At 58.5% G+C, this 23,530-nt stretch carries 21 protein-coding genes; 6 read left to right on the top strand and 15 right to left on the bottom strand.

Annotation, left to right across the window (positions count from 1 at the left end):
• Positions 1 to 51: 51 nt before the first annotated feature.
• Positions 52 to 2,052 carry a transglycosylase domain-containing protein gene (locus tag LDN12_RS03545; protein WP_223924016.1) on the bottom strand — a complete coding sequence of 667 codons (2,001 nt, stop codon included), beginning with the start codon at positions 2,050 to 2,052 and terminating at the stop codon, positions 52 to 54.
• A gap of 367 nt (positions 2,053 to 2,419) precedes the next feature.
• Here LDN12_RS03545 and LDN12_RS03540 point away from each other — a divergent pair, with 367 nt between their 5' ends.
• A complete protein-coding gene (locus LDN12_RS03540; protein ID WP_223921309.1) occupies positions 2,420 to 2,749 on the top strand; it encodes a peptidylprolyl isomerase in 330 nt (109 codons plus the stop codon).
• A gap of 355 nt (positions 2,750 to 3,104) precedes the next feature.
• Positions 3,105 to 3,938: a PA4780 family RIO1-like protein kinase gene (locus tag LDN12_RS03535; RefSeq protein ID WP_223921308.1), complete on the top strand. Its 834-nt coding sequence runs from the start codon at positions 3,105 to 3,107 to the stop codon at positions 3,936 to 3,938.
• 338 nt (positions 3,939 to 4,276) lie between these two features.
• On the opposite strand, the gene dbpA is transcribed toward LDN12_RS03535, so the two are convergent.
• The 3 genes from dbpA to LDN12_RS03520 form a co-directional block, all read right to left on the bottom strand.
• On the bottom strand, positions 4,277 to 5,659 hold the full coding sequence (gene dbpA / locus LDN12_RS03530; RefSeq protein ID WP_223921307.1) for an ATP-dependent RNA helicase DbpA: 1,383 nt from the start codon (positions 5,657 to 5,659) through the stop codon (positions 4,277 to 4,279).
• 293 nt (positions 5,660 to 5,952) lie between these two features.
• On the bottom strand, positions 5,953 to 6,834 hold the full coding sequence (locus LDN12_RS03525) for a pseudouridine synthase (RefSeq protein ID WP_223921306.1): 882 nt from the start codon (positions 6,832 to 6,834) through the stop codon (positions 5,953 to 5,955).
• A 572-nt stretch (positions 6,835 to 7,406) separates the two neighbouring features.
• Complete coding sequence (locus tag LDN12_RS03520; protein WP_223921305.1) at positions 7,407 to 7,622, bottom strand: hypothetical protein; 216 nt, start codon at positions 7,620 to 7,622, stop codon at positions 7,407 to 7,409.
• Positions 7,623 to 7,839: 217 nt separating this feature from the next.
• Between LDN12_RS03520 and LDN12_RS03515 the strand changes: the two genes are divergently transcribed.
• A complete protein-coding gene (locus LDN12_RS03515; RefSeq protein WP_223921304.1) occupies positions 7,840 to 8,208 on the top strand; it encodes a VOC family protein in 369 nt (122 codons plus the stop codon).
• Between the two features lie 75 nt (positions 8,209 to 8,283).
• On the opposite strand, the gene LDN12_RS03510 is transcribed toward LDN12_RS03515, so the two are convergent.
• The 7 genes from LDN12_RS03510 to lysA form a co-directional block, all read right to left on the bottom strand.
• The gene (locus tag LDN12_RS03510; protein ID WP_223921303.1) at positions 8,284 to 8,805 is read right to left on the bottom strand and encodes a GNAT family N-acetyltransferase; all 522 of its coding nucleotides are present in this window, start codon (positions 8,803 to 8,805) and stop codon (positions 8,284 to 8,286) included.
• Between the two features lie 33 nt (positions 8,806 to 8,838).
• Positions 8,839 to 10,101, bottom strand: a complete 1,263-nt coding sequence (locus tag LDN12_RS03505) for a DUF445 domain-containing protein (RefSeq protein ID WP_223921302.1) — start codon at positions 10,099 to 10,101, stop codon at positions 8,839 to 8,841.
• Positions 10,102 to 10,275: 174 nt separating this feature from the next.
• Entirely contained in the window at positions 10,276 to 11,508 is a 1,233-nt protein-coding gene (locus LDN12_RS03500) for an LL-diaminopimelate aminotransferase (protein ID WP_223921301.1), read from the bottom strand.
• A 193-nt stretch (positions 11,509 to 11,701) separates the two neighbouring features.
• Positions 11,702 to 13,294: a sensor domain-containing diguanylate cyclase gene (locus LDN12_RS03495; protein ID WP_223921300.1), complete on the bottom strand. Its 1,593-nt coding sequence runs from the start codon at positions 13,292 to 13,294 to the stop codon at positions 11,702 to 11,704.
• Between the two features lie 62 nt (positions 13,295 to 13,356).
• Complete coding sequence (gene dapB / locus LDN12_RS03490) at positions 13,357 to 14,160, bottom strand: 4-hydroxy-tetrahydrodipicolinate reductase (protein ID WP_223921299.1); 804 nt, start codon at positions 14,158 to 14,160, stop codon at positions 13,357 to 13,359.
• A gap of 159 nt (positions 14,161 to 14,319) precedes the next feature.
• The gene (dapA, locus tag LDN12_RS03485; protein WP_223921298.1) at positions 14,320 to 15,192 is read right to left on the bottom strand and encodes a 4-hydroxy-tetrahydrodipicolinate synthase; all 873 of its coding nucleotides are present in this window, start codon (positions 15,190 to 15,192) and stop codon (positions 14,320 to 14,322) included.
• A gap of 183 nt (positions 15,193 to 15,375) precedes the next feature.
• Complete coding sequence (gene lysA, locus LDN12_RS03480; protein ID WP_223921297.1) at positions 15,376 to 16,629, bottom strand: diaminopimelate decarboxylase; 1,254 nt, start codon at positions 16,627 to 16,629, stop codon at positions 15,376 to 15,378.
• Positions 16,630 to 16,835: 206 nt separating this feature from the next.
• On the opposite strand from lysA, the gene LDN12_RS03475 reads away from it, so the two are divergent.
• Together LDN12_RS03475 and tpx are read left to right on the top strand one after the other, a co-directional pair.
• Entirely contained in the window at positions 16,836 to 17,414 is a 579-nt protein-coding gene (locus LDN12_RS03475) for an NUDIX domain-containing protein (RefSeq protein ID WP_223921296.1), read from the top strand.
• An 80-nt stretch (positions 17,415 to 17,494) separates the two neighbouring features.
• Positions 17,495 to 18,010 carry a thiol peroxidase gene (gene tpx, locus LDN12_RS03470; protein WP_223921295.1) on the top strand — a complete coding sequence of 172 codons (516 nt, stop codon included), beginning with the start codon at positions 17,495 to 17,497 and terminating at the stop codon, positions 18,008 to 18,010.
• Between the two features lie 43 nt (positions 18,011 to 18,053).
• Here tpx and LDN12_RS03465 read toward each other — a convergent pair whose 3' ends face one another.
• From LDN12_RS03465 to LDN12_RS03450, 4 genes are all read right to left on the bottom strand, one after another.
• Entirely contained in the window at positions 18,054 to 18,629 is a 576-nt protein-coding gene (locus LDN12_RS03465; protein WP_223921294.1) for a flavodoxin family protein, read from the bottom strand.
• A gap of 45 nt (positions 18,630 to 18,674) precedes the next feature.
• Positions 18,675 to 21,062 (bottom strand): copper-translocating P-type ATPase, encoded by a 2,388-nt coding sequence (locus LDN12_RS03460; protein ID WP_223921293.1) that lies wholly within the window; start codon positions 21,060 to 21,062, stop codon positions 18,675 to 18,677.
• A gap of 92 nt (positions 21,063 to 21,154) precedes the next feature.
• Positions 21,155 to 22,216, bottom strand: a complete 1,062-nt coding sequence (locus tag LDN12_RS03455; protein ID WP_223921292.1) for an AI-2E family transporter — start codon at positions 22,214 to 22,216, stop codon at positions 21,155 to 21,157.
• An 11-nt stretch (positions 22,217 to 22,227) separates the two neighbouring features.
• Positions 22,228 to 22,683 (bottom strand): UPF0158 family protein, encoded by a 456-nt coding sequence (locus tag LDN12_RS03450; protein ID WP_223921291.1) that lies wholly within the window; start codon positions 22,681 to 22,683, stop codon positions 22,228 to 22,230.
• A gap of 58 nt (positions 22,684 to 22,741) precedes the next feature.
• On the opposite strand from LDN12_RS03450, the gene LDN12_RS03445 reads away from it, so the two are divergent.
• The gene (locus LDN12_RS03445; protein ID WP_223921290.1) at positions 22,742 to 23,464 is read left to right on the top strand and encodes a UDP-2,3-diacylglucosamine diphosphatase; all 723 of its coding nucleotides are present in this window, start codon (positions 22,742 to 22,744) and stop codon (positions 23,462 to 23,464) included.
• The last annotated feature ends 66 nt before the right edge of the window (positions 23,465 to 23,530 follow it).

Here is a 23,530-nt window from a genome sequence, read left to right as displayed (position 1 = left end):
AAGGGGCGCGGCGTTCCCTCCAGGCCGCGCACCGCTTGCAAGGGCCAGGGGTTATGGGGCGCCATCCTCCATCACTGGCGACCGTGGCGACGGCTGTGGCTGTGGCAAAGGCGGTGGCGATGACGATGGCGGTACCGGTGCGGGCTTGGTCTCGCCCCCCCCATGTGCGGGGCAATATTCGGTCGGCTCGGTCCCGGGGATATAAAATTCATCGCGTTTCTTCGGGCACTCCGGCGCCGCCAGAAGACCTGTGGCAGGATCGATGGCAACGGAAACAACCGTATCCGGTTTGGTGAAGTCGACAACCGGTTTCGCAGCCACGGCCCGACGCATGAACCGCTCCCAGATGGGGGCCGCGACAGCGCCGCCGGTGAAGCCCTTCCCCCCTGGCCGGGGTTTGTCATACCCTACCCAGACGCCGGTTATCACCTGGGGGGTATAGCCGATGAACCAGGCATCCCGGTAATCGTTGGTGGTGCCGGTTTTTCCGGCGGACGGGTATTCCTGGCTGAACTTCCTGAGCGTCTTGGCGGTACCGTAGGTCATGACGTCCTTCATCATCTGGGTAGTGATGAAGGCAGTGGCAGGCGCAAGGACCGGGGTAACCGCCGGAGGATTTTCCGTCCAGGCATTACGCCGACGATCATACACCCGGATGATGGTCCGCGCTTCGGAGCGCATGCCTCCGGCCGCCAGGGGGGTGTACGCCTGAACCAGGTCGCTGAGGGTAACCTCATCCGTTCCCAGGGCCAGGGAGAGACCATTCTGCGCGCGCAACGGCAGCCCCATCTTGCCGGCAAAATCGATAAAATACGGGACCCCGATGGTCTCAAGCACTTTTACCGTGACAACGTTGTTGGAATAGGCCAAAGCCTTCCTCAGGGAGATATCCCCGAACCGTTCCCTGCCATAATTCAGAGGCCTCCAAACTTCGTTGTTCCCCCGGTTATAGGCTACCGGGGTATCGTTCCAAATACTGCCGGCAGTAATCCCTCTTTCCAGGGCTGCCGCGTAGATCAGCGGCTTGATGGCCGAGCCTGGTTGACGCTTGGCGGAAAAGGCGCGATTATAGGCCCCCTTACCGGCATCGACTCCCCCAACGGCCGCCAGGACATCACCCGTGGCGAGGTCCAGGCAAACCAACGCCCCCTGCAACTGGGGAGAAATCCGTTTGACCCCTTCGGCCAACGCCTTCTCGGCCTGTTTTTGCAGGTTCAGATCCAGGGCCGCGGTCACTTCCAGTCCGCCCTGTTCGATGACATCCGCACCGTACCGCTCGATCAGCTTGGCCCGGATATGGGCCAGATACTGGGGAGCCTGACCGGCCTGCACAAAGGTGACGCGCTGGGTTCTCAGGTTCTGTCTCTGCCGGGGCGTGATCATATTCAGGTCCGCCATTCGCTTGAGGACCACATCCCTCCGCCTCGTGACGTTGGCTGCTTTTCCCAACGGGTTGTAGCGGCCCGGATTTTTTGGCACACCGGCCAGCAGGGCGCACTCGGCGTCGGTCAAATCCTCCGGATTTTTGTCAAAATAGATGCGGGCCGCCTGGGCAATGCCCCATGCCCCGTTCCCGTAGTAGATCTCGTTGAAATACATCTCAAGGATCTGCTTCTTGGTGTATTTCTTCTCAAACTCCATGGCCATGCGGGCTTCGTCGAGCTTCCGTTCGATGGTCTTTTCGCCGGACAGGTATTTGTTTTTGATCAGTTGTTGGGTGATGGTCGAACCGCCCTCAACCATTTTCCCCTTGACCACGTCCTTCACCAAGGCCCGGGCGATCCCGCGGAGATCGATGCCCCCATGTTCGTAGAAGCGGGCGTCCTCAACGGCCACCACCGCCCTTTGCAGGAATGCGGGGATGCGGTCGATGGGGACCCAGTACCGTTTTTCCGGCAGAAGCCGGCCAACGAACCGCCCCTGGTTGTCAAAAACCTTGATGGAGGTATAGCCGGACGCCAGGAGGGGATAGGTGGCGAAATTTTCCTGGGCAGGCGCCGAAGCGGCCAGATTCAGGACGAAGGCAAGCGCAAGGAGGGCGGGATAAAGCACTTTTGTACCGCGGGCAAAAAAAAGGGAACTCAAGACACATAATCCTAAAACAGACGAGATGTCGGCGATATCTGCCGCTTTTTGTTTTCTCCCGATTTTCAGGAGCACCACGTGTATTTATTTTACACGTTTTTGTGCCCGTCAAGGGAAAAAATTAACCCCTTGGGTGCGGGCTATGCTGCCGGACAAACTGCCGTTTCTTTACAATGCCCGCCTTGTCGCCCTATTTGGCGACAAGAGCTGGAACAACGGGACAGGTTGATTATGGGCAGGCAGGGTCCTGGCCGGGCGACAAAAGGAAATTACCCTGTCACGAGGAGGAAACCGGCACGATAAAAGTCGCTGTCCCCCTTCCACGGACTGTGATATGCTTGCATACCCTTCCGGGAAAAACCAACACAACAAGGAGTACACCATGGCAAGAGCCACTGCACGCCACATCCTGGTGGCAAGCAAGGAGGTCTGCGAAGACCTCAAGAAACAGATTGAAGCTGGTGCCGATTTTGCGGTCGTTGCACGGGAACATTCCCTCTGCCCTTCGGGCAAGCAGGGCGGCGCCTTGGGAGAATTCGGCCCGGGCCAGATGGTGAAAGAGTTCGACCAAGCCGTTTTCAGCGGTGAGGTGGGCAAGGTTCTCGGCCCGGTTCAGACCCAGTTCGGCTACCATCTGCTGGAGGTCACCAGCCGTACCGAATAGGCAGGCGCTGTTTGCACCGCTTCATTGCCCGTTTCCCGGCAAAGACGCCACGAACCGCCTTTGCCGGGAAATGATCAGGCCATTCGGGAAGACCACCTTTCCCCGCCCGGAAGGCATTCCGGAAAGTCCGGTCCGCCCCAAAAGATGATCACAGGAAAGGCACTATCCTTTATCCATCACTTATAGTATACTTAAATAGTAATGTACTTCCTGAAAATATCTTCTCTCCCCTTCGAACCGAACCCCGCCTCTCCGTACCCCTCGGGAACAAGTCCGCACAACCCATGACGAGCGACCATGCGAACAAGGGAATGTCCCAAATGCCCCTTGCGTCCAGAACAGGATAAGAAAACGTATGAAAACACCGAAAAAATTTGAGATGCTCGTTGAAAACGGCCTCGTCGACGAGGTAGTCTCACAACTCATGAGCGGCAAGGAGGCCGAGGTCTATGTGGTCCGCTCCATGGGGGAGTTGCGTTGCGCCAAGGTGTATAAGGACGCCGGCCATCGGAGCTTCAGCTCCCAGGCCCGCTACCAGGAAGGGCGTAAGGTCAAGAACAGCCGCCAGGCGCGCGCCATGGGCAAGAATTCCAGGTTTGGCCGTAAAGAGCAGGAAGGGGCTTGGCAAAACGCCGAGGTGAATGCCCTGCAACGTTTGGCCGAGGCCGGGGTGCACGTGCCCAAAATATTCAGCTACAGCGGGGGGATCCTGCTGATGGAACTGGTGGCCGACGATAACGGCAACACCGCACCGCGTCTCAATGATGTGAGACTGACGCCGGAGCAGGCCCGCGACCACCACCGTACCATGATCGCCCAGATCGTCCTCATGCTCTGTGCCGGGCTCGTCCATGGCGACCTGTCCGAATATAACGTACTGGCCGGTAACAGGGGGCTGGTCATCATCGACCTGCCGCAAGCCATCGACGCCGCAGGAAACAACAACGCCGCCGACATGCTCCGGCGGGATGTCGCCAACATGACCGCCTATTTCGGCCGGTTCGCCCCCGAACTTCTGACCACCGACTACGGCAGGGAGATCTGGAAGCTGTACTCCAGGGGAGAACTCACCCCGGAGAGCGTGCTGACCGGACGCTTTGAGCAGAGTGCCAACCCTGCCGACGTGCGCGGCGTCATGCGGGATATCGACTCGGCCCGGCGCTGGCACGAACTCAACAGCAATCATTGAAAACGAACGGCGGGCTCTCTACCCGTTGTCACAGGCACCCCTGAGCCCGCCTGCGGACTATTGTGATTCTTTAACTTACTTTTTCTTTTCAGCCTTTTTGATTTTCTTCTCGGCCTTCTTTTCCTTCGGGGTCTTTGCCGGTTCTTTCTTGGCTTCTTTTTTAGCGTCCACGCCTTTGCTCATGAGTCTTTCTCCTTTTCACGTGCGGTCATTGGTGCGTGTCGACATCTTCAAGAGTCATCATACCATACCACTTACCGGAACCGGTGGCGGATTTTATTCTCGTGCGTGCGTCAGTGCGGGCGTTTTTCATGCTCCACGCCGTACAATTAGAACCGTCACTCTATTTTCCGCACCTTGAAAAAGCGCCCCTTAATCCTGTTTTTCCCCAGGCAGGCCAGGGCCTGATCGCTACTGTTCCTCAAGATCGCCACATAGGTAAGGAAGTCGAAAACATCGATCCTGCCTACCTCGCTCCCCGCAATTCCTCCCTCGCCGGTCAGGGCGCCCAGGATATCCCCGGGGCGCAACTTGTTCTTGCGGCCACCGTCGATGCTGAGGGTCACCATAGGGGGCGCCGCTGGCCTGCCCGTCGCCGGCGCCAAAGCTGCAAGGTCCCCGCGGGTAATGGTGTTCCCCAATGCATCCTCAAGGGCAGCGATCAACCGGCTCTCCCGGGGGGTCGTCAGGCTGACGGCCAGCCCCTGTCCCCCGGCACGACCGGTACGGCCGATGCGGTGGGTGTGAATCTCCGGATTGCGGGACAGTTCATAATTGATCACCGCCGGCAACTCCTTGATGTCCAACCCGCGAGCAGCCACATCGGTAGCCACCAGCACCGTGGCGCTCCGGTTGGCAAACCGGACCAGCACTTGATCCCGTTCCCGCTGTTCCAGGTCGCCGTGGATGGCCAGGGCGGCAAAACCCCGGTTGACCAGGGCATCGGCCAGATCCTGGCATTCCAGCTTGGTGTTGCAAAAGACCAGGGTTGATTCCGGGCGATAATGCCCAAGAATGCGCGCTACCGCCTCGGTTCGCTGCTCGTGGCCCACCTCGTAGAAAACCTGTTCAATGGAACCCTCGTCATGGGTCTCGTCCACGCTGACCTCCACCGGCTCATGCTGGATCGCCTCGCTCATGGCGGCAATGGACTCCGGGTAGGTGGCGGAAAACAGCAGGGTCTGCCTCTTGGGAGGGGCGGCGGCGATCAGTGCGCTGATATCCTCCTGAAAGCCCATATCGAGCATTCGGTCCGCCTCGTCCAGCACCAGGGTGCGTAAAGCGGACAGGTCGAGGCTGCCGCGACGCAGATGGTCCAGTAAGCGACCGGGGGTGCCGACCACCACGTGGGCGCCATGCTCCAGGGAGGTGAGCTGGGGGCCGAAGGGGACGCCGCCGCATATCGTCAGGATCTTGATGTTGTCGGTGAACCGGGCAATGCGGCGCAACTCCTTACCGACCTGATCGGCCAGTTCGCGGGTCGGGCAGAGCACCAGCGCCTGCACCCGGAAGGATGCTGCATCCAGATGGGTCAACAGGCCGATGCCGAAGGCCGCCGTTTTGCCGCTGCCGGTCTTGGCCTTGGCGATCACGTCCTTGCCGGCCAGGATGAGGGGCAGGGAATGGGCCTGAACCGGCGTCATCTCGGCATAACCGAGGGAAACCAGGTTCTTGAGCAGGGGGGCCTTCAGCCGGAGCGAGGAAAATGCGGTCGGGTTCATGGAAATACACTCTCATTCTGCGCCCGCAAAAAAACCACAGGAGGCGGTTTGTCCCTGTGGTTCAGGCGCGATTCAACTATACCATGGTACGGCTCCCTGAGCAAATTATGCTTAAAAACTGCCATCAGGCCACAGAACCACAAAGACATGAAGAAAATCACCTAAAACCATCCACCGAGGCGGAGTATTGTCAATAATCGCCCTAACGATGCACCCTTCCGATATTATCCCCTCCCTGTCCCTGCGGCTCTTTTGCAAATGCTTTTTCAGGATTCGTGGCCCTGCCCGCCGTGCTACCATAAAAGCGGACGCTCGGAGACAAATTCCCGGTAGCCGCCGTTCACTGGATCCTTGAAGCGCAGCCTTTGGGCGACGAGTTGGAGCGGGGCCTCAAAATCATCCTTGCTCTCAACCTGCAATTCGGGATAGTAGCGGTCATTCAGTATCCCGAAGCCGAGACCGCTCATGTGGAGCCGCAACTGATGGGTCTTGCCGGTGTACGGATGCAGGACAAATCGGGCCATGGCTCCCCTGGTCTCCACCAGGTGGATGGCGGATCGCGCATTGGCAACGCCGGGTACCGTCTTCATGCGGAACCACGGTTCACCTTGCTCGATCCTGTTCGCCACATCCCACGATGCAGGCTCCTGAGAAGGTTGGCACGCCGAAAGCGCCTGGTAGGCCTTCTCCACGAGACCTTCCAGGAAAAGGCTGCCGTAAAGCCCCCTGCTCTCCTTGTTGACGGAAAAGAGCACCAAGCCGGCTGTTTCGCGATCTATGCGGTGCAACGGGACCAGTTCATCTATCCCGGTGCTGGCGCGCAGGCGGTTCAACAGACATTCGTCAACATACCGCCCTCCAGGGGTGACGGGGAGAAAATGGGGTTTGCAGGCGACCAGGATATGGTCGTCCAGATGCAATATCTTTTCGGCAAAAGGGATGGACGGTTCGGCAGCTACCTCGCGGAAATAGAAGAGACGCTTCAAGGGAACGTAGCCCGTATCCAGGGTGATACGCTGTCCATCTTCGCCAAGGACCTTTCCCCCTGAGATACGTTCCTTCCAGGTTTCGCCGGGAATGGCGGGGAATCTATCGCTCAGGAAGTCGAGGATGGAAGGGTACGGCATCCCGACTTTCGGCATGGTAACGACGGAAGGATATTTAGAGATACCCATGTAACGTGTCCTTGATCAACACTATGTCGCATGGCGCCTGTAGACCACCCAGGCTAAGCGGCCACGGAAGCGGGGCCCCTTGCAGGGAGTCGTGAGAGTCCTTTGCGTCCCGTGCGGTTTGTTCGTGCTCGTAGTCTCACGATTACCCCAAGTGCCACGAGCTATTTTTTGTTCGAAAATCCGAGGCGGTCAGGATGGTTGCAGATGTAGCTACCCCCCATACGGAGGGAATACTCGCAGAATTCAGGATCGGGCTTTTTCACCTTGCACTCGAAAAAGTCCTTACTGATCATGCGGGTACGACAAACCTTCACAGGGTTCCATATATTGAATAAACTCATAGTTCCACCTTCAATCGTTTTTTTGTGCCGGAATCATTATCCTGTTTTCTTCCAGCTTGTTTGGCATTGTCCCACCCTTTTCAGCCCTGCCCAGACCCACCTCACGGCGTCTGTTCCATTACGCCACCGCCCATGACTCCGCTTGCGCAGACGATGTCCGCGCAAGAAACGGAAGGCGGCCGATTGGCCGCCTTCGTCATCAGGCTTTCCCTGTATGAAGTGCGTTATCGGCTATCTGCGGGCTTCCTCCAGCAGCGGCTGGAGGAACTTGTCAAAGACGGCCTTTTGTTTCGAGGTCAAGAGACCTATGTCCCCTTCGTTATCGAGTAAAAAGGTGCCGACTCCCACAACGGTTTTTGCCAGATAGCCGGTCCCGGCAACGATCTTTTCAATCTCATCGCCCCGTTTGCTCAGCAGGTTTCTCAGCAAGGCCAGATCTACTTCCATAGGTTATTCTCCATCAGGGTTAATGGGCGCTTCTTGCGTCAACGGCGCCTTCCGGCGAAACCAGTATGCACTATCGTGCAAAGAACATCCACCACCAATCGCCATGTAGTGGGTTGTGTATCCCAAAATTGTTCCGGGATTCCATAGCGACCGTTTTGCCCAGGACGGCGTATAATGAAGGAAGAGCATACTATTGCCGACAGAAAGGAAGCGTGTCATGGCAAATCCGTTCGTGCATGTGGAGTTGGCGACCACCGACGTGGCCAAGGCCAAGGCGTTTTATACCGGGCTGTTTGATTGGGAGTTGGAAGAGATACCGGGAATGGACTATACCCTGATCAAGGTGGGCGAAGGGACCGGCGGCGGCATCATGAGAACCGTCCAGCCCGATTCGCCCTCCTGCTGGATGGCCTACGTGCTGGTGGACGACGCGGTCGTCGCCACCGACAAGGCCCGAGCTCTCGGGGCGACGATCTGCAAGGAGGTTACCGAGATCCCCGGCATCGGCTGGTTCAGCGTCATCACCGACCCGACCGGGGCGACACTGGCCCTGTGGCAGATGAATCCGGCCGGTAAGAAACCCTAGCAGGGGAGGCAACGAAGGCAGCAGAATTGGTCACCTTTTTATATGACGTGCGCGACCACCCGAATCTTCTGGTGCTCACCGGGTCCGGTGTTTTTTACCCTGCGCGCGGGGCGGCGGCGCGGCGGTTTTGAACTCGGGTTCGTAGCCAACAACAAAACTGGTGGCAACGGTGTTGCGCATGCTCAGGAAATGCGCGTTGTTGGTATCGAACGGGCAGACCGGCATACTGCATGGCTCAAAGCCGAACCTGGTGTAATAGGCCGGTTCGCCCAGGACGAACAGGGTTTGGCTTTTGATCGCCTCCTGCCGCAGGGCAAACCGAAGCAGTTCCGCGCCCACCCCCTGCCTTTGAAAATCGGGCGCCACGGCCATGGGCGCCAGGTGCAGGCCGCAGACCTCCTTGCCGTGATAGGCTGGGGAAAAGGCGATGTACGCAATGACCTTGTTGGTGTGGATACAGACCCACTCGTGCACGGCCCGGCAGTTCTCGTGGAGTTTTTGCACCAGCGCGGCTTCATAAGCGCTACGGGGAAAGGCGCGTTGCAACAGGGCATAGACCTTGACGCGGTTTTCCATTGTCACCGTTTGAATCTTCATAGAGGCCCCGTGGTGATTACTGAAATAGAGTGGCTACCCGAGCAGCAGAGAGACGGCATGCAGGAGCAGGCCGATCACGCCGCCCACCAGGGTGCCGTTCATCCTGATAAATTGCAGGTCGGAACCGATGCTCAGCTCGATCTCGCTGGTATAGTCGTCGCTTTCCCACCGTTGCATGGTGCCGGAAATATGCCCGGCAACCGCAGTCCGCAGCCCATCCCCGTAATGTAGTATCAGGGTTTCCAGATAAGCATTCAGCGACTCCTGCAACCCCCGGTTGCGGGACAAGGCCGCGCCGAGACCGGCAACCGCCGCCGCAATCTTCTCCTGCACCTGTGACTCGGGCTGATGCAGGTCGTCGCTCAGCCAACCCTTCAAATCGTTGCCGATGCTCCGGGCGTAATCGGCTATTGCCTGGTTATGGACGACCTCACCCTTGATCGTCTCGATCTTGTCCCGCAACGCCGGGTCGGACTTCAACCGGGCAATAAACTCCGTCACGGTGGTATCGAACCGGTACCGGACCTCATGACAAGGATCGGCGTTGACCTCCTGGATAAATACGTTGATCCGGTGTACCACCTTTTCCCCCACCCCTTTGGCAAACTGTTCGCGGTTGGGGATGAAAGCCGCCAGGATCGGGTATTCCTTCTTGCACATGGTATCAATGGCGTTGGCCAGCCTGGCCTGCGCCTCATCGGTCGCCAGCCACGCGGCACAACGGCGCAACAGGTCATCGAGGACGATTTGGTGACGATTGTCCTTTCTGAGCGCATCGAGCATCGTACCGGTGGCAGTGGATAGATCGAAGTTTTCGATCCGGCTGCCCAGGGCGGCCCGCAACAACCGCTGCACCCGCTCGTCATGGATGAAATCCAGGGAATCGGCAAGCACACGGGTCGCCCCTTTGGCCAGACCGGCGGCATTATCCTTCGACATCAGATACGCGGCAAGATGTTCGGCCGGGTTGTACTCCCGCAGCTTGGCGATCAGGGTATCGCTGGCCAGGAATTTGTCGCGGATAAAGCCCGCCAGGTTCCCGGCAATGACGTCCTTTTTGTTCTTGATGATGGCCGTATGGGGTATGGGTACTCCCAAAGGGTGGCGGAACAGCGCCACCACGGCGAACCAGTCCGCCAGGGCGCCGACCATGGCCGCCTCCGCAAAAGCGGCAACCCACTCCCAGTGCCCCTGCCCCTTGTGCAGGCGGGCCACCACAAACAGCAGAGCCGCGCCGATCATCAATCCCGTGGCTATTGTCTTGTTTCTGATCAGTAGTCGTTTTCTGTTGTCCACACACTATCTCCGAAAATATTTTTGCAGGAACATCCCCCGGGAAAAACAAAAACCGCTTCATCAGGCAGAAGCGGCTTTCCCTTGTGCGGGCTATTTTATGGCACGGCTGCGGTATTTTTGTCAATGTTTGGTGAATACAGGCGGCCAATAATTGGCCGCCTTGTCGACTACAATCTATTTCAGGTTCTTTTTGATCCTATCCACCGCCTCAATGACATTGTCACGATTCCCGAAGGCCGACAGCCGGAAAAACCCTTCCCCGCTGGGGCCGAAACCGGAACCGGGTGTTCCCACCACGTTGGCCTCGTTCAGGAGTTTGTCGAAGAAGTCCCAACTGGTCATGCCGGCAGGCGTCTTGAGCCAGATGTAGGGGGCGTTGACCCCGCCGTAGACCGTCAGCCCCGCTTCCGCCAGACCTTCGCGAATGATGCGGGCGTTCTCCATGTAGTAATCGATGATCTCCCTGGTCTGTTTCCACCCCTCGTCGCTGTAGACCGCGGCGGCGGCCCGCTGCACCGGGTAGGAGGCGCCGTTGAACTTGGTGGTGGTGCGGCGCAGCCAGAGCTTGTTGAAGCTGTACTTCTCACCGGTTGAGGTGGTGCCCATAACCTCCTCCGGCACGACCACCAGACCGCAACGCACGCCGGTGAAACCGGCGGTCTTGGAGAAGGAGCGGAACTCGATGGCGCACCGCTTGGCCCCTTCGATCTCGTAGATGGAGTGGGGAATGGCGGGATCGGTGATGAAGGCTTCGTAGGCGGCGTCGAAAAAGATCACCGCGTCGTTGGCAAGGGCGTAATCGACCCATTTCTTCAGTTCGTCCTTGGATGCCACCACCCCGGTCGGGTTGTTGGGGAAGCAGAGATAGATGATGTCCACCTTTTGGGTTGGCAGGGCCGGGATAAAACCGTTGGCCTCGTTACAGGGCAGGTAGACGATGTTCTTGTAGTACCCCTTGTCGTCGGCCTCGCCGGTGCGGCCGATCATGACGTTGGTGTCGTTGTAGACCGGGTAGACCGGGTCGCCGATGGCCACCACGTTGTCCAGGGCAAAGATGTCCAGGATGTTGGCGCAGTCGCACTTGGAGCCGTCGGAGATGAACATCTCGTCCGTTTTGAGACTGACCCCCAGCGGCTTGTAGGATTTTTCGATGATGGCGTCGATCAGCCAGTCGTAGCCCTGCTCCGGGCCGTAACCGGCGAATTTGTCGATAGTCGCCAGATCGTCCACGGCGTCGTGGAAGGCCTTGATCACGGCCGGGGCCAGGGGGCGGGTGACGTCGCCGATGCCCAGGCGGATGACCTTGGCGGTCGGGTTGGCCTCGGCAAAGGCGCGCACGCGGCGGCCGATCTCCGGGAACAGATAGCCTGCTTTCAGTTTCAGGTAGTTGTCGTTGATTTTTGCCATTGGTGCCTCAATCCTCCTCGAAGATGGGTATATAATGTAACGGAAAGCTACTAACTGACTGTTGAAAACTGAGGTTGTTCAAAAATAGTCAGATCGTCGCACCCGCAAAAAGCCCTGGGGAGGCCTAGCAGCGCTACGCCGTACAAAAGGGCTTTCGAGGACGAAGGCCTGATGGCTGTTTTTCAACAACCTCCTACAATTCCGATTCCTTTTCCACCAGCTTGCGGCTCACCTTATCCAGGTACATCTGCTGGTCGGCATGCTGTAGGGCTTCGTCCAGTTTGGTCGGGTCCTGCACCGTGGCGCACCCCAGGGAGATGGACAGGGTAAGCCCGCTGGCCTGGGCAGCATACTTGTCCGCCACGCTCCTGACCCGTTTCAGGGCAACGTCCGCCTGGACGGCATCCACGCCCGGCAGCAGGATGGCGAATTCGTCACCGCCGATGCGGGCAACCACGTCTTCGGCGCGGAACGATTCCAGCAGGATCAGGGCAACGGTGGTGATCAGCACGTCGCCGGCCGAATGGCCGTGACTGTCGTTGAAAACCTTGAGGTCGTCGATATCGGCCATCACCACGGAGATAGGGGTGATACGGCCGGCGGAGAGCCGGTCCATCTGGTCGTCGAAATAGGCGCGGTTGTAAAGCCCCGAAAGGGCGTCGTGGGTGCTGATGTAGAACAGTTCTTCGTTCTTCTTGTCCTGGTCCTGGATCATGGCGTTGAAGGTCTGCGCCACGAGCCCCACCTCATCCTCGCTCTCGATCCTGAACAGGCGGTCGGCACCGTTCTTGGAAGAGATCTGCCCGACGTGTTCGGCGAAGCGCACCAGAGTGCTGGTGTAGTTCCCCATGATCAGTCTGACGATCAGGATGATCAGGCAGACGCTGACAACCACCGCCGCGAAAAAATATCTTTCCAGGCGGTGGACCGATTGGTAGGCTTCGTCCAGCGGATAATCGGCGCCGACGACCCAGTCGGTGGAGTGGAGACGCTTGAAGGACGACAGGACGCGCACACCACGGAAGTTGGTATATTCACCAACCCCTTCAGTACCTTCCAACGCCCTGTCCAGCAGCTTGTTAGCACCCGGTGCGATCTTGGTCGCTATGATCCGCGATCTGTCCGGGTGCATGATGACGGTCCGGTCGCCGGCCACCAGGAGGAGATATCCCTTTTTTGCTATGCGGATATGGGACAGGTCGCCCAGGAAATTATCTTGCAGCAGGTTTACGCCACCGCCCAGGATAGCAATCAATCTCCCGTTCTTGTCCCGTACCGGGGCGGTGATGTTGAGCGCCGGCGTCCCAGGGGAATGGGTTGAAATGAAGGGGGTCGAAATGACCGCATTTCCCGTGGCAATGGTTTGTTGATAAAACTGCCGGAAAGAGACATCCTTACCGCGCCGGCCGGGGAGAAAAGGTGCTTCGGCGATGATCCGCCCATCTTTCGAGAACAGGTAGATCCCGTTGTCGAAGAGACTCTTGATGCTGTGCTGGCTGTCGAGAAAACGCTGCGCCGCATCCGGGTCTGCAACCATGCCGGGCGTGACATCGCGGGATGCTTCAATAATTGTTTTCTGGGCAGCCGTCAGCTTCTGATCGATGCCTTGGGCCACAACGGTCAGCAAGGTCATTTGCTGGCTGGAGATCGTGTTTTTGAGTTCCTGCTTGAAATAGTACAGGGAGGAGACCACCAAAAGCGACGCAAACAGGATGATGAAGGTGCAGACCGCCACGGTCATCCTTACGGTGATACTGTGTCGCCTGAACGGAACCCCGGCATTCATTGATCAGAAAGACTCCCCGTTTTTATGTGGACACGATGTGGCCGCTGGCTTCCGGCTTGAGACTATCGCAGCCCCAGGACATCCTGCATGTCGTACAAGCCCGGTTTCTGCGAGACGACCCACTTGGAGGCCCGGACCGAACCGCGTGAGAACATATCGCGGGTCATGGCGCGGTGGGACAGCTCAATGCGCTCGCCCATGCCGATGAAGTAGACCGTGTGCTCACCGATGATGTCGCCGCCACGGATAGTCTGCATGCCGATTTCTTCCTTGGTGCGCTCGCCGGTGATTCCCTCGCGGTGGAAGTTGGCCACCTTGTTGTAGTCGCGCCCCAAGGCCTCGGCCACCACCTCGCCCATGCGCACGGCCGTGCCGGAAGGGGCGTCCTTTTTCAAGCGGTGGTGCGCTTCGACGATCTCCACGTCAAAATCATCTCCCAGGGTTGCGGCAATGTCCTTAAGTATTTTGAAGCAGACATTGACCCCAACCGACATGTTGGGCGCCAGCACCACCGGGATTGTCTTGGCCAGTTCCGCCGCCAGAGCGCGCTCATCGGGGGTGAAACCGGTGGAACCGATCACGATGGCCTTCTTTTGCAGCCCGCAGGCCTCCAGGTTCTTGAGCGATACCTTGGGTGTGGTAAAGTCGATCAACACGTCACAGGCGGCAATCACACCGTTCAGGTCGTCGGAAACCGCAACCCCCAACTCACCGCAACCGGCGATCAGACCCACATCCTGGCCCACGAGCGGATGGCCGGGACGTTCCAGCGCGCCGGAGAACCGGACACCTTCGGACTCGATGATGGCATTGACGATGCGCTGTCCCATACGGCCGGCAGCGCCGCAAACGGCGATGTTGATCATGGTAAAGTCCTTGTTTTGCCACAGAGCCACTGAGGCTCAGAGAAAAGCTGGAGGGAAACAAGACTGCTTGCTGAAATCCGGGGTGCCCCCATCAGCTTTTGCTTTTTGCCTTTCTCTGTGAACCTCTGTGTCTCCGTGTCTCTGTGGCAGATTTAAGATTTAAATCAGGTTATACTCTTTCATGATGGCAGCCAGCTTGGCCTTGTTGGCCTCACCCATGGGGCAAAGCGGCAGGCGCATCTCGTCGCTGCATTTGCCCATCAACCCCAAAGCGGTCTTGACTGGGATCGGGTTGCTCTCGAGGAACATGGCGTTACTGATCTTGAGCAGTTTCAGATGCAGACGGCGCGCCTCTGCCATGTTGCCGGCCTCGAAGGCGTCCACCATGGCCGCAACCTCTGCGGGCATGATGTTGGCAGTGACCGAGATAACCCCTTTGCCGCCGCAGGCCATGAGCGGAAAGGTAATGAAGTCGTCACCGGAGAGCACGTCTATCTGGTCGCCGCACAGGGCCAGGATTTCGGATGCCTGCTGAAGGGAGCCGGTGGCCTCCTTGATGGCCACGATATTCCGGTGGTGCGCCAGCCGGGCCACGGTCTCGGGCAACAGGTTCACGCCAGTGCGGCCGGGCACGTTGTACAGGACCAACGGCAGTTCGACGGCATCGGCAACTGCCGTGTAGTGGCGATAAAGCCCTTCCTGGGTCGGCTTGTTGTAATAGGGGGTGACCAGCAAGGCGCCGTCGGCTCCGATCTTCTTGGCATGAGCCGTCATCTCGATCGCTTCGCGGGTCGAATTGGAACCGGTGCCGGCTATGACCGGAACCCGCTTGTTGACCTGCTGCACAACGATCTCAATCACCCGGTCGTGTTCTTCGTAGTCCAGGGTAGACGATTCGCCGGTGGTGCCGCAGGGCACGATGGCATCGGTACCGCCCGCAATCTGGAATTCCACCAGCTCACGCAACTTCTCTTCGTCAACTGCACCGTTTTTGAATGGTGTCACGATGGCGACAATACTTCCTCTAAACATACCCTTTTCCTCCTTGCGGGTGGAATATAGTGATTTCAACTACCAGGCTGTTGAAATGTCCAGGTTGTTCAAAAATAGTCAGATCGTCGCACCCGCAGATGGTCCTGAGGAGGCGTAGCAGCGCTACGCCGCACGAGAGGGCCTTCGAGGACGGCGGCGAGGTGGCTGTTTTTCAACAACCTCCTACAGGAACGTGGCGATCTTCTCGCCCTTGATCAGGTCTTCTATCGTCTCACGCTCGCGGACGACCTCGAATACGCCACCCTTGACCATCACTTCGGCCACACGGGGACGGCTGTTGTAGGAACTGCTCATGGCAAACCCGTAGGCACCGGCCGACATGAAAGCCATCAGGTCGCCCTGCTTGAACATCGGCACTTCCCGGTCCTTGACGAGGAAGTCGCCCGACTCGCAGATCGGCCCGACGATGTCGGCGGTGATCATGCCGTCCTGATCCTTTTTTACCGGCTGCACACCGTGGAAGGAGCCGTATAGGGCCGGGCGGGCCAGATCGTTCATTCCGGCGTCGATCATGATGAAGTTCTTCTCGTCGCGCTCCTTGGTGTAGAGGCAGCGACTCACCAGGATTCCGGCATTGCCGACGATATTGCGGCCCGGTTCAAACACCAGGTGCATGCCCAGGTCCTTGGTGGCGGCGATGATCTCCTTGCCGTAGTCGGCCGGCAGCGGCGGTTCCTCGTTGTTGTACTGGATGCCCAGACCGCCGCCGCAGTCCAGGTATTGCAGGTTGATGCCCATTTCCTTCAGCTTGCCGATCATGATCTTCAGTTTCTCTATGGAATCGACGAAGGGATTGACCTTGGTCAACTGGGAGCCTATATGCATGTCGATGCCGATCACGTCGATGCCCGGCAGACCGGCGGCACGCTTGTACTCCTCCATGGCGCGGTCGATGGTGATGCCGAATTTGGCATTTTTCAGGCCCGTGGTGATATAGGGATGAGTGCCGGGGTCCACGTCCGGGTTGACCCGGATGGCGATGCCGGCCTTCTTCCCCATGCGGGAGGCGAGCTCGCTGATCCTGGTCAACTCCTGCTCCGACTCCACGTTAAACATCAGAATGCCGGTATTCAGGGCGTATTCGATCTCGTCGTCCTTTTTGCCGACCCCGGAGTAGACCACTTTTTTTGGGGCTACACCAGCCTTGAGCGCCCGGTACAGCTCGCCGCCGGAGACGATATCCACGCCCCCGCCGAGATTGATGAAGGTTTTGAGTACCGACTGGGTGGAGTTGGCTTTGACCGAGTAGCAGACCGTGTGGGGAACCCCGGCAAAGGCATCGTCAAAAGCTTTGAAGTGACGTTCCAGTGTGGCGTGTGAATAGACGTAGACCGGCGAGCCGGCCTTTGCGACGACATCCGCAAGCCGCACGTCCTCGGCATAGAGTTCATTGCCTTTGTACTGAAAGTGGTTCATTGCTTACCTCCCTGAATGGACAGTCTGAAGATTATGTAAACGGTTCGAGAAGAAATTTGAGATAAAAGTGGATATTTATAACATGGGGGGCATAAAAAGTCAAAATGTATGGGATCGCATTGGTCCCTTTCTCCGGCACACACCAAAATGGTTTTGACTTCCCTCCCCCGGGCCGTTTACAGTTGGAGATAAAACAGGACGCTGACATGCCTCTCACCTTTGACACCATATCCACAACGCTTTCCCGGCTGCAGCACGATGAGACGCCCACTGACGGGCGTAGCCCGGCCGCAGTGGCCATGATCCTGGCCGAAGGCCCCCTAGGCTTGCAACTGCTCCTGCTGGAGCGGGCCGCCGATGAGCGCGACCCCTGGTCCGGCAATCTGGCCTTTCCCGGAGGGCGGGTCGAAGCGGGCGAGACACTGCGTCAGGCCGCCGAACGGGAGACCCGCGAGGAGGCCGCTATCGAGTTGGCTGCGGCCCGGCACCTGGGCAGGCTTGCCGATTGCGTCGGCGCGCACATGCCGGTGCGGATCGCCTGCTTTGCCTATGGCTTCGGCCATGAACCCCCGGCGGTGACCATCAACCACGAGTCGCGAGACGCATTCTGGGCAAACCTGGCCGACCTTGCGGACCGGGGACGGCATGTCAGCACCGAGGTTCACTTCCGCGGCGGTTCGATGACGGTTCCCGCCATTCGTCTCCCGCAACCGGACAAGCCGGTGTTATGGGGTATTACCTATCGGCTGGTGATGCAGTTCCTACAGATGCATGGCTTGATTTGACGGGGGGAGGTTGCATTTTTACGGTTACGGAGTAAAATTGTCCGAAAAGATATGCAGACAATCAAGAGGAGGACACATCCATGAGCGAACGTAAAGGAGTCATCACCTTCAAGGGGAACCCCATGACCTTGGTCGGCCCGGAGGTAAAGATCGGCGACAAGGCACCCGACTTCACCGTGGCGGATAACGGCCTGACGGCAACAACGCTGGCCACCTACGCCGGCAAGATAAAGATCATCAGCGCCGTACCGTCGCTGGACACACCGGTATGCGACACCGAAACCCGTCGTTTCAATCAGGAGGCAGCCGGTCTGCCGGGCAACGTGGTGGTGTTGACCATCAGCCAGGATCTCCCCTTTGCCCAAAAACGCTGGTGCGGCGCGGCGGGCATCGACAGGGTGATCACCCTGTCCGACTACCGCAACCGTTCCTTCGGCAAAAACTACGGCGTCCTGATCGAAGAGTTGGTGTTGCTTGCCAGGGCGATTTTCGTTGTGGATGCCAACGATATCGTCCGCTACGTCCAGATCGTGCCCGAAGTGACCAGCGAGCCGGACTACGCCGCCGTAATCGCGGCGGCCAAGGCGCTGCTGTAGGCTGTTTCAGATTCTGGCGGGGCGATATCGGAATCGCCCCGCATCATTCCGCAATTTTCTTCATCAGCCACGCCATATTTACCCCCAGGTCACGCATCGTCTTAATCCCCTCTTCATCCTGCTCCACATCGCCCATATTGCGGCCAAAAGCAAAATTCCAGTAACTGGAACCGGGGACAACCATCTGGCTGATGGAAAAGAAATGGTTGATGGCGTCGAATACGTGGATGGCGCCGGCCCGGCGGACCGCCACCACCGCGGCGCCGGCCTTGCGTTTGAGCAGGTCTCCGTTGGCGCGGGTAACCATGCCGCAGCGGTCGATGAGTGCCTTGGTTTCGGGGGTCAGTGCGGCAAAGTAGGTTGGCGAACCGATGATGATGCCGTCGGTGCCGATCATCTTTTCGACGCAATCATTGATGATGTCGTCGTCCATAGCACAACGCCGATCCTTACGGGCAAAGCACTTGTAACAGGCGGTGCAGCCACGGATCGTCTCGCCCCCCACCTGGACCAGATCGGTCTCGATCCCCTCCCGGTTCAATTCCGTGAAGACATGCTTGATGAGCAGCGAGGTATTGCCCTCTTTGCGGGGGCTACCGTTGAATGCGACGACCTTCATAAAGGATCTCCATTAATTGCCTCAAAGGACAGAGCAGATGCCATTCTACAGATGTTTCCCCACCCGTTTCAGCAGGATGGAATTGAGCACTACCGAAACCGAGGAAAAGGCCATGGCCAAGCCGGCGTACTCCGGCTTGAGGGTTATGCCGTAACGGGAAAGCATCCCTGCCGCCACCGGGATGCCGAGGATATTGTAGAACAATGCCCAGAACAGGTTCTGCTTCACCTTGCCCAAGGTTGCGCGGCCGATGGCGATGGCGCGCACCACGTCCGTCAGGTCGTTGCGCATCAGGACGATATCGCCGGTCTCCTTGGCTACGTCTGTGCCGCCGCCGATGGCGATACCGATATCCGACCGCGCCAGGGCCGGGGCGTCATTGATGCCGTCGCCCACCATTCCGGTGATCATGCCGCGTTGCTGGTATTCCCTGACCACCTCCTGCTTGCGATCCGGTAGCACCTCTGCCTCGAAACTGTCCACACCGGCCTGCCTGGCCACAATCCCCGCCACATCTGCATGGTCGCCGGTGATCATGCAGGTTTGGATGCCCATGCGCCGGATTTCGGCCACGGCCTTGGCGGAACTGGGTTTAAGCGTATCGGCGAAGGCGGCCACCCCCACCAAGGCCGTGCCGGCAGCCACGTAGATCAGCGACTTGCCCTCTCCGGCAAACTCTTTAGCCTTGTCGGCCAGCACCTTGAGACTGATTCCTTCCTCTTCCATCAGCCGCTCGTTGCCAACCGCCAGACGGAAGCCTTCGTAGGTGCAGGTGATACCGAAACCTCCCCGTTCCTCGAAGTCTGTAGCCGCGCCGGGTTTGATGTCGGCCTCTTCGGCCGCCCGCACCGCAGCCTGGGCCAAAGGATGGGTCGAGTGGACCTCGGCCGTTATCAGACACTTCAGCAGGCGCGACGGGTCGACCCCCGCCACGGCCGCCAGGTCCGTCATCGCCGGCTGCCCGATGGTCAGGGTGCCGGTTTTGTCCAGCAGCAGCACCTGCATGCGAGAGATGGCCTCCAGGGCCGACCCCTTCTTGACCAGAATCCCACGGGCCAGGGCCACGCCGCTCCCCACCATGATGGCGGTCGGAGTGGCCAGTCCCATGGCGCAGGGGCAGGCGATCACCACAACGGCAATGGCAAAACGGAAGGCCGGCAGAAAACCTGCGTGGAGCGTAGAGAACCAGACAAAAAATGTCGCAAGCGAAAGAAGTAACACAACCGGCACGAACCAACTGGAAACCGCGTCGGCGAAACGCTGGATTGGGGCTTTATCACCCTGGGCCTCCCGTACCATACGGACGATCTGGGAGAGAAGCGTGGCTTCACCGACACGGGTCGCCCGTACCCGCAGGACACCGCTCTTGTTGATGGTTGCTCCGGTCACCGTGTCCCCGGCCTTCTTTTCCACGGGCAGGGACTCACCGGTCACCATGGACTCGTCCACCGCGCCGTTTCCCTCGATAATCTCTCCATCCACCGGGATCGCCTGACCGGGCCGCACCAGTACCACATCGCCCACACGGATCAGGGACGCCGGCACCTCCCGTTCCCCCTCCTCCGTCACCAGGCGAGCCTTGTCGGCCTGGAGGTGGAGAAGCTTTTTCAGCGCCTCGCCGGCCTTGCCCCGGGCCCGCGCCTCCAGGTATTTACCCAGGCGGATGAAGGTGATAAGCATGGCCGAGGTTTCGAAGAAGGCCTCCCTATGGGGCCCCAGCAGGCCGGCATAGGCAAGAAGCGAATAGAAATAAGCCGCCGAGGTCCCCAGAGCCACCAGCACATCCATATTGGCGCTTCGGTTTTTCAAGGCATTCCAGGCACCGCGGTAGAAGGTCAGACCAGCCGAGAATTGGACCGCCGTGGCCAAGAGCAGGTTGAGTTGCATCACGGCCCGGTTGGAATGGATGCCCATGGTGAGCATGATCGGCAGCGAAGCCGCCAGGGAGAAGAGAAACCAGTTGCGTTGCCGGCGAAGCGCGTCGTCAGCCGAGACCTCGGCGCCGCGCAGTTCAACCGGGGTGTAGCCGGCCTCGTGAACCATGGCAAAAATATCAGCCATGCCGAGGTGTTGCGGATCGAAACGAACAAAACCGGTCTCGGCCGCCAAATTGACAATGGCGGCGCTGACGGCCGGGTTTTCCAGCAGTTTTTTTTCCAGCCGATTGACGCAGGAGGCGCAGTGCAGGCCCTGGACACCGAAGGTCAATTCATCGGCCGGCTCGGGGCGAATCGCGCCGTAGCCAAGCTTTTCGACGCGACCGGCGATCTCCTCCAATGAAACGGCCGTTTCATCGAAGCTTACGGCCAACTCTTCCATGGCAAAGTTGACGGTTGCCGTGGAGACGCCAGGCTGTTTCCCGATCTCCTTCTCGATCCGGGCAGCGCAATTGGCACAGGACATGCCGGTGATTTTCATGCTGATCGTGGTCATAGGCGAACTTTCCGGGGTTTGTGACAAGAATCCTCTTGAATATTATACAACAGGATCAATGAACGAGGAAATCAACAAAATGCCGTTCGGGGTCAATCCCTGAAGTTGCCGGCATGCAGGTGCATCCACGTTATCTTTATGGCGGCGGCGATGGGCAGGGCCAGCAGGATGCCCCAGAAACCCAGCAGTTCGCCCAAGGCCATGACCGTGACAATGGTCACCAGCGGGTTAAGGTTCATGGAGCTCTTGAAAACCAGCGGTTTGATTACATATCCTTCCAGGAAATAGATCACCCCGAAGGCGATGGCGGTCTGGACCAGACTGCCCACTGTCTGGTATTTGAACCAGGTAAAGAACAACGCCGGCAACGCGGCGATAAACACCCCGATAAAGGGGAGCACCGAGGCGGCTCCTGCAAAGAAGCCGCTGATGATCGGGTGCGGAACATCCAGGATAAAGAGCGCGGCCAGCGACAGAACCGCCACGATAACGGAAACGATCACCTGGCCTCGCAGATAGCCGCCGATACTGGTGTTAACCTCGCGACCGATATGCAGCATCATGTCACGCCGCTGTTCCGGAATCCAGGAGGCGGCGGTCTCGACGATGGTCTGCTTGTAATAGAGCATAAAAAAGACCAGGATCGGGGCGAGGACAATATTGAAGATATTGAAGAAAATCCGGGAAGCGAAGACATAGACCCAGGCGCCGGCCTTCTCTGCAGCCGTATCCACATTGGCCGAGACCTTGTCCAGAAGCCACTGAATCTCCTCGGAGCCGTAACGGTCGGGAAGCCGCGACTTCCACTCCAAGGCCGCCTGCTTGATCCTCTGGATGTAGGATGGCAGTTCGTGGAGGATACCGTTCCAACTGATGGTGAGCTTGGGGAGCATGAAGGCGAAGAAGAAGATGATCAGAACGGTGAGAACAATGTAGAGCAGCCCCAAGGCAGCAAGTCGCTTCATGCCGTGCCGTTCGGCCTGCACGAGCAACGGGTCGAGAAGGTAGGCGATTACCCAGGAAAGCAGGAAACATGAGATGGTGTGCTGCAGGGCGTATCCGGCGGCTGCCAGCAGACAGAGCAGTAGAATGGCGGCGATCAACCGCCCGTAATCATTCCGGGGAACGATCTGGTGTTCATGGTGGTGCGCCATGGAGGCCTTCCTTACATGCGCGATGAAAGCATCGCTTCCGTATCGACCGTGAACAGGTTATTCTCCTCCAGCCAGTTTTTTACCCTGCTGGCAAAAAAATCGTCCTTCATTGCCGTGAGCCGTTCCTCCTCGTCCGGGAAAAAGGGGAGGATCTCGTTAATGTTGCCGTAAGGTTTTTTGCCGGCCAACGAGCCGTCCAGTATGCTGCGCAATCCGGAATCCTGGATGGCCCCGATGAAACCGGACATGAACTGTCGTTCGACACCGTAGTCGAAGCGGGGAATCTCCAGAAAGCGATCCCGGCCGGTATCCATCTGCCGCCAGACCTCATCGTCCTCCAGCGTGGCGGGCACGAAAAAAATTTCGCCGGTGTAACGGTCGAGAAAATAAACTCGATCACTCTGTCCGCTGGTAAAGGCATCCATCAACTCATCCCAGACAATTTCCACATTATGTACGATAGCCATGATGCCTGTTCCTCTTATCCTGTTGACATATCGCGCAAGTGACAGCACAATCCGCACCATGCGCACCATCTTCCTGGCCGATGCCCACCTGAAAACGCCGACGGACCACAATTACCGTCTGCTGCTCCGCTTCCTCGGCTCCCTGAAGGGAAACACGGAAACCCTTTTCATCATGGGCGACCTGTTTGACTTCTGGCTGGGCTTTCCCTCGCAGCCCTTCCGCCAGTACGATGCCGTACTAACGGCGCTGCTGGAGCTGACCCGCAGCGGTTGCCGCATCGTATACTTCGAAGGCAACCACGACTTCCATCTCGGCACGGTCTTCAGCAAGCACCTGGCGGCTGAGATCCACGACGGACCGGCTGTCGTAACGGTACAGGGCAAGCAGCTCCTTCTATGCCACGGCGACCAGATCAACCGCGCCGACCGCGGCTACCGCCTGCTCCGGTTCCTGCTGCACAACCGTCTGGTTGCGTCTGCCGTCCGGCATTTCCCACCATCGCTGGCGCTGAAGGTCAAGGAGCGCCTGCAACACGCCAGCCGGTCCAGCTACCAGGTCAAGCGGGAGCGCTGGAACTACCGGGAGATCATCCGCGCCTTCGCCCTCTCGACGCAACAGCAAGGTTACGACGGACTCGTTACCGGCCACTTTCACCTGGCATTCCGCGAAGAACTGCCTTCCCCTCCTTTTACCATCCTCTCCCTGGGGGACTGGATGGAACAGTTCACCTACGGCGAGATGCGGGACGGGGAATTGCAACTACACACCTACCGGCCATAAATCGAGCCAAGAGCCTGGAGCATCTTTCCTAAAATAAACTCAGGCTGTTCAAAAACAGTCAGATCG

The sequence above is a fragment of the Geobacter sp. AOG2 genome (assembly GCF_019972295.1).
Classification (GTDB): Bacteria; Desulfobacterota; Desulfuromonadia; order Geobacterales; family Pseudopelobacteraceae; genus Oryzomonas.
This window is presented reverse-complemented; position numbering and strand designations above follow the sequence as displayed.

Bases quoted from the DNA above. Each gene is read 5' to 3' on its own strand.
- LDN12_RS03515 (WP_223921304.1), top strand. From the start codon at position 7,840: ATGGCAAATCCGTTCGTGCATGTGGAGTTGGCGACCACCGACGTGGCC.
- dapB (WP_223921299.1), bottom strand. From the start codon at position 14,160: ATGATCAACATCGCCGTTTGCGGCGCTGCCGGCCGTATGGGACAGCGC.
- dapA (WP_223921298.1), bottom strand. From the start codon at position 15,192: ATGTTTAGAGGAAGTATTGTCGCCATCGTGACACCATTCAAAAACGGT.
- LDN12_RS03450 (WP_223921291.1), bottom strand. From the start codon at position 22,683: ATGGCTATCGTACATAATGTGGAAATTGTCTGGGATGAGTTGATGGAT.
- LDN12_RS03540 (WP_223921309.1), top strand. From the start codon at position 2,420: ATGCTTGCATACCCTTCCGGGAAAAACCAACACAACAAGGAGTACACC.
- LDN12_RS03495 (WP_223921300.1), bottom strand. From the start codon at position 13,294: ATGAATGCCGGGGTTCCGTTCAGGCGACACAGTATCACCGTAAGGATG.
- LDN12_RS03525 (WP_223921306.1), bottom strand. From the start codon at position 6,834: ATGGGTATCTCTAAATATCCTTCCGTCGTTACCATGCCGAAAGTCGGG.
- LDN12_RS03445 (WP_223921290.1), top strand. From the start codon at position 22,742: ATGCGCACCATCTTCCTGGCCGATGCCCACCTGAAAACGCCGACGGAC.
- tpx (WP_223921295.1), top strand. From the start codon at position 17,495: ATGAGCGAACGTAAAGGAGTCATCACCTTCAAGGGGAACCCCATGACC.
- lysA (WP_223921297.1), bottom strand. From the start codon at position 16,629: ATGAACCACTTTCAGTACAAAGGCAATGAACTCTATGCCGAGGACGTG.
- LDN12_RS03455 (WP_223921292.1), bottom strand. From the start codon at position 22,216: ATGGCGCACCACCATGAACACCAGATCGTTCCCCGGAATGATTACGGG.
- LDN12_RS03475 (WP_223921296.1), top strand. From the start codon at position 16,836: ATGCCTCTCACCTTTGACACCATATCCACAACGCTTTCCCGGCTGCAG.
- LDN12_RS03535 (WP_223921308.1), top strand. From the start codon at position 3,105: ATGAAAACACCGAAAAAATTTGAGATGCTCGTTGAAAACGGCCTCGTC.
- dbpA (WP_223921307.1), bottom strand. From the start codon at position 5,659: ATGAACCCGACCGCATTTTCCTCGCTCCGGCTGAAGGCCCCCCTGCTC.
- LDN12_RS03520 (WP_223921305.1), bottom strand. From the start codon at position 7,622: ATGGAAGTAGATCTGGCCTTGCTGAGAAACCTGCTGAGCAAACGGGGC.
- LDN12_RS03510 (WP_223921303.1), bottom strand. From the start codon at position 8,805: ATGAAGATTCAAACGGTGACAATGGAAAACCGCGTCAAGGTCTATGCC.
- LDN12_RS03465 (WP_223921294.1), bottom strand. From the start codon at position 18,629: ATGAAGGTCGTCGCATTCAACGGTAGCCCCCGCAAAGAGGGCAATACC.
- LDN12_RS03500 (WP_223921301.1), bottom strand. From the start codon at position 11,508: ATGGCAAAAATCAACGACAACTACCTGAAACTGAAAGCAGGCTATCTG.
- LDN12_RS03460 (WP_223921293.1), bottom strand. From the start codon at position 21,062: ATGACCACGATCAGCATGAAAATCACCGGCATGTCCTGTGCCAATTGC.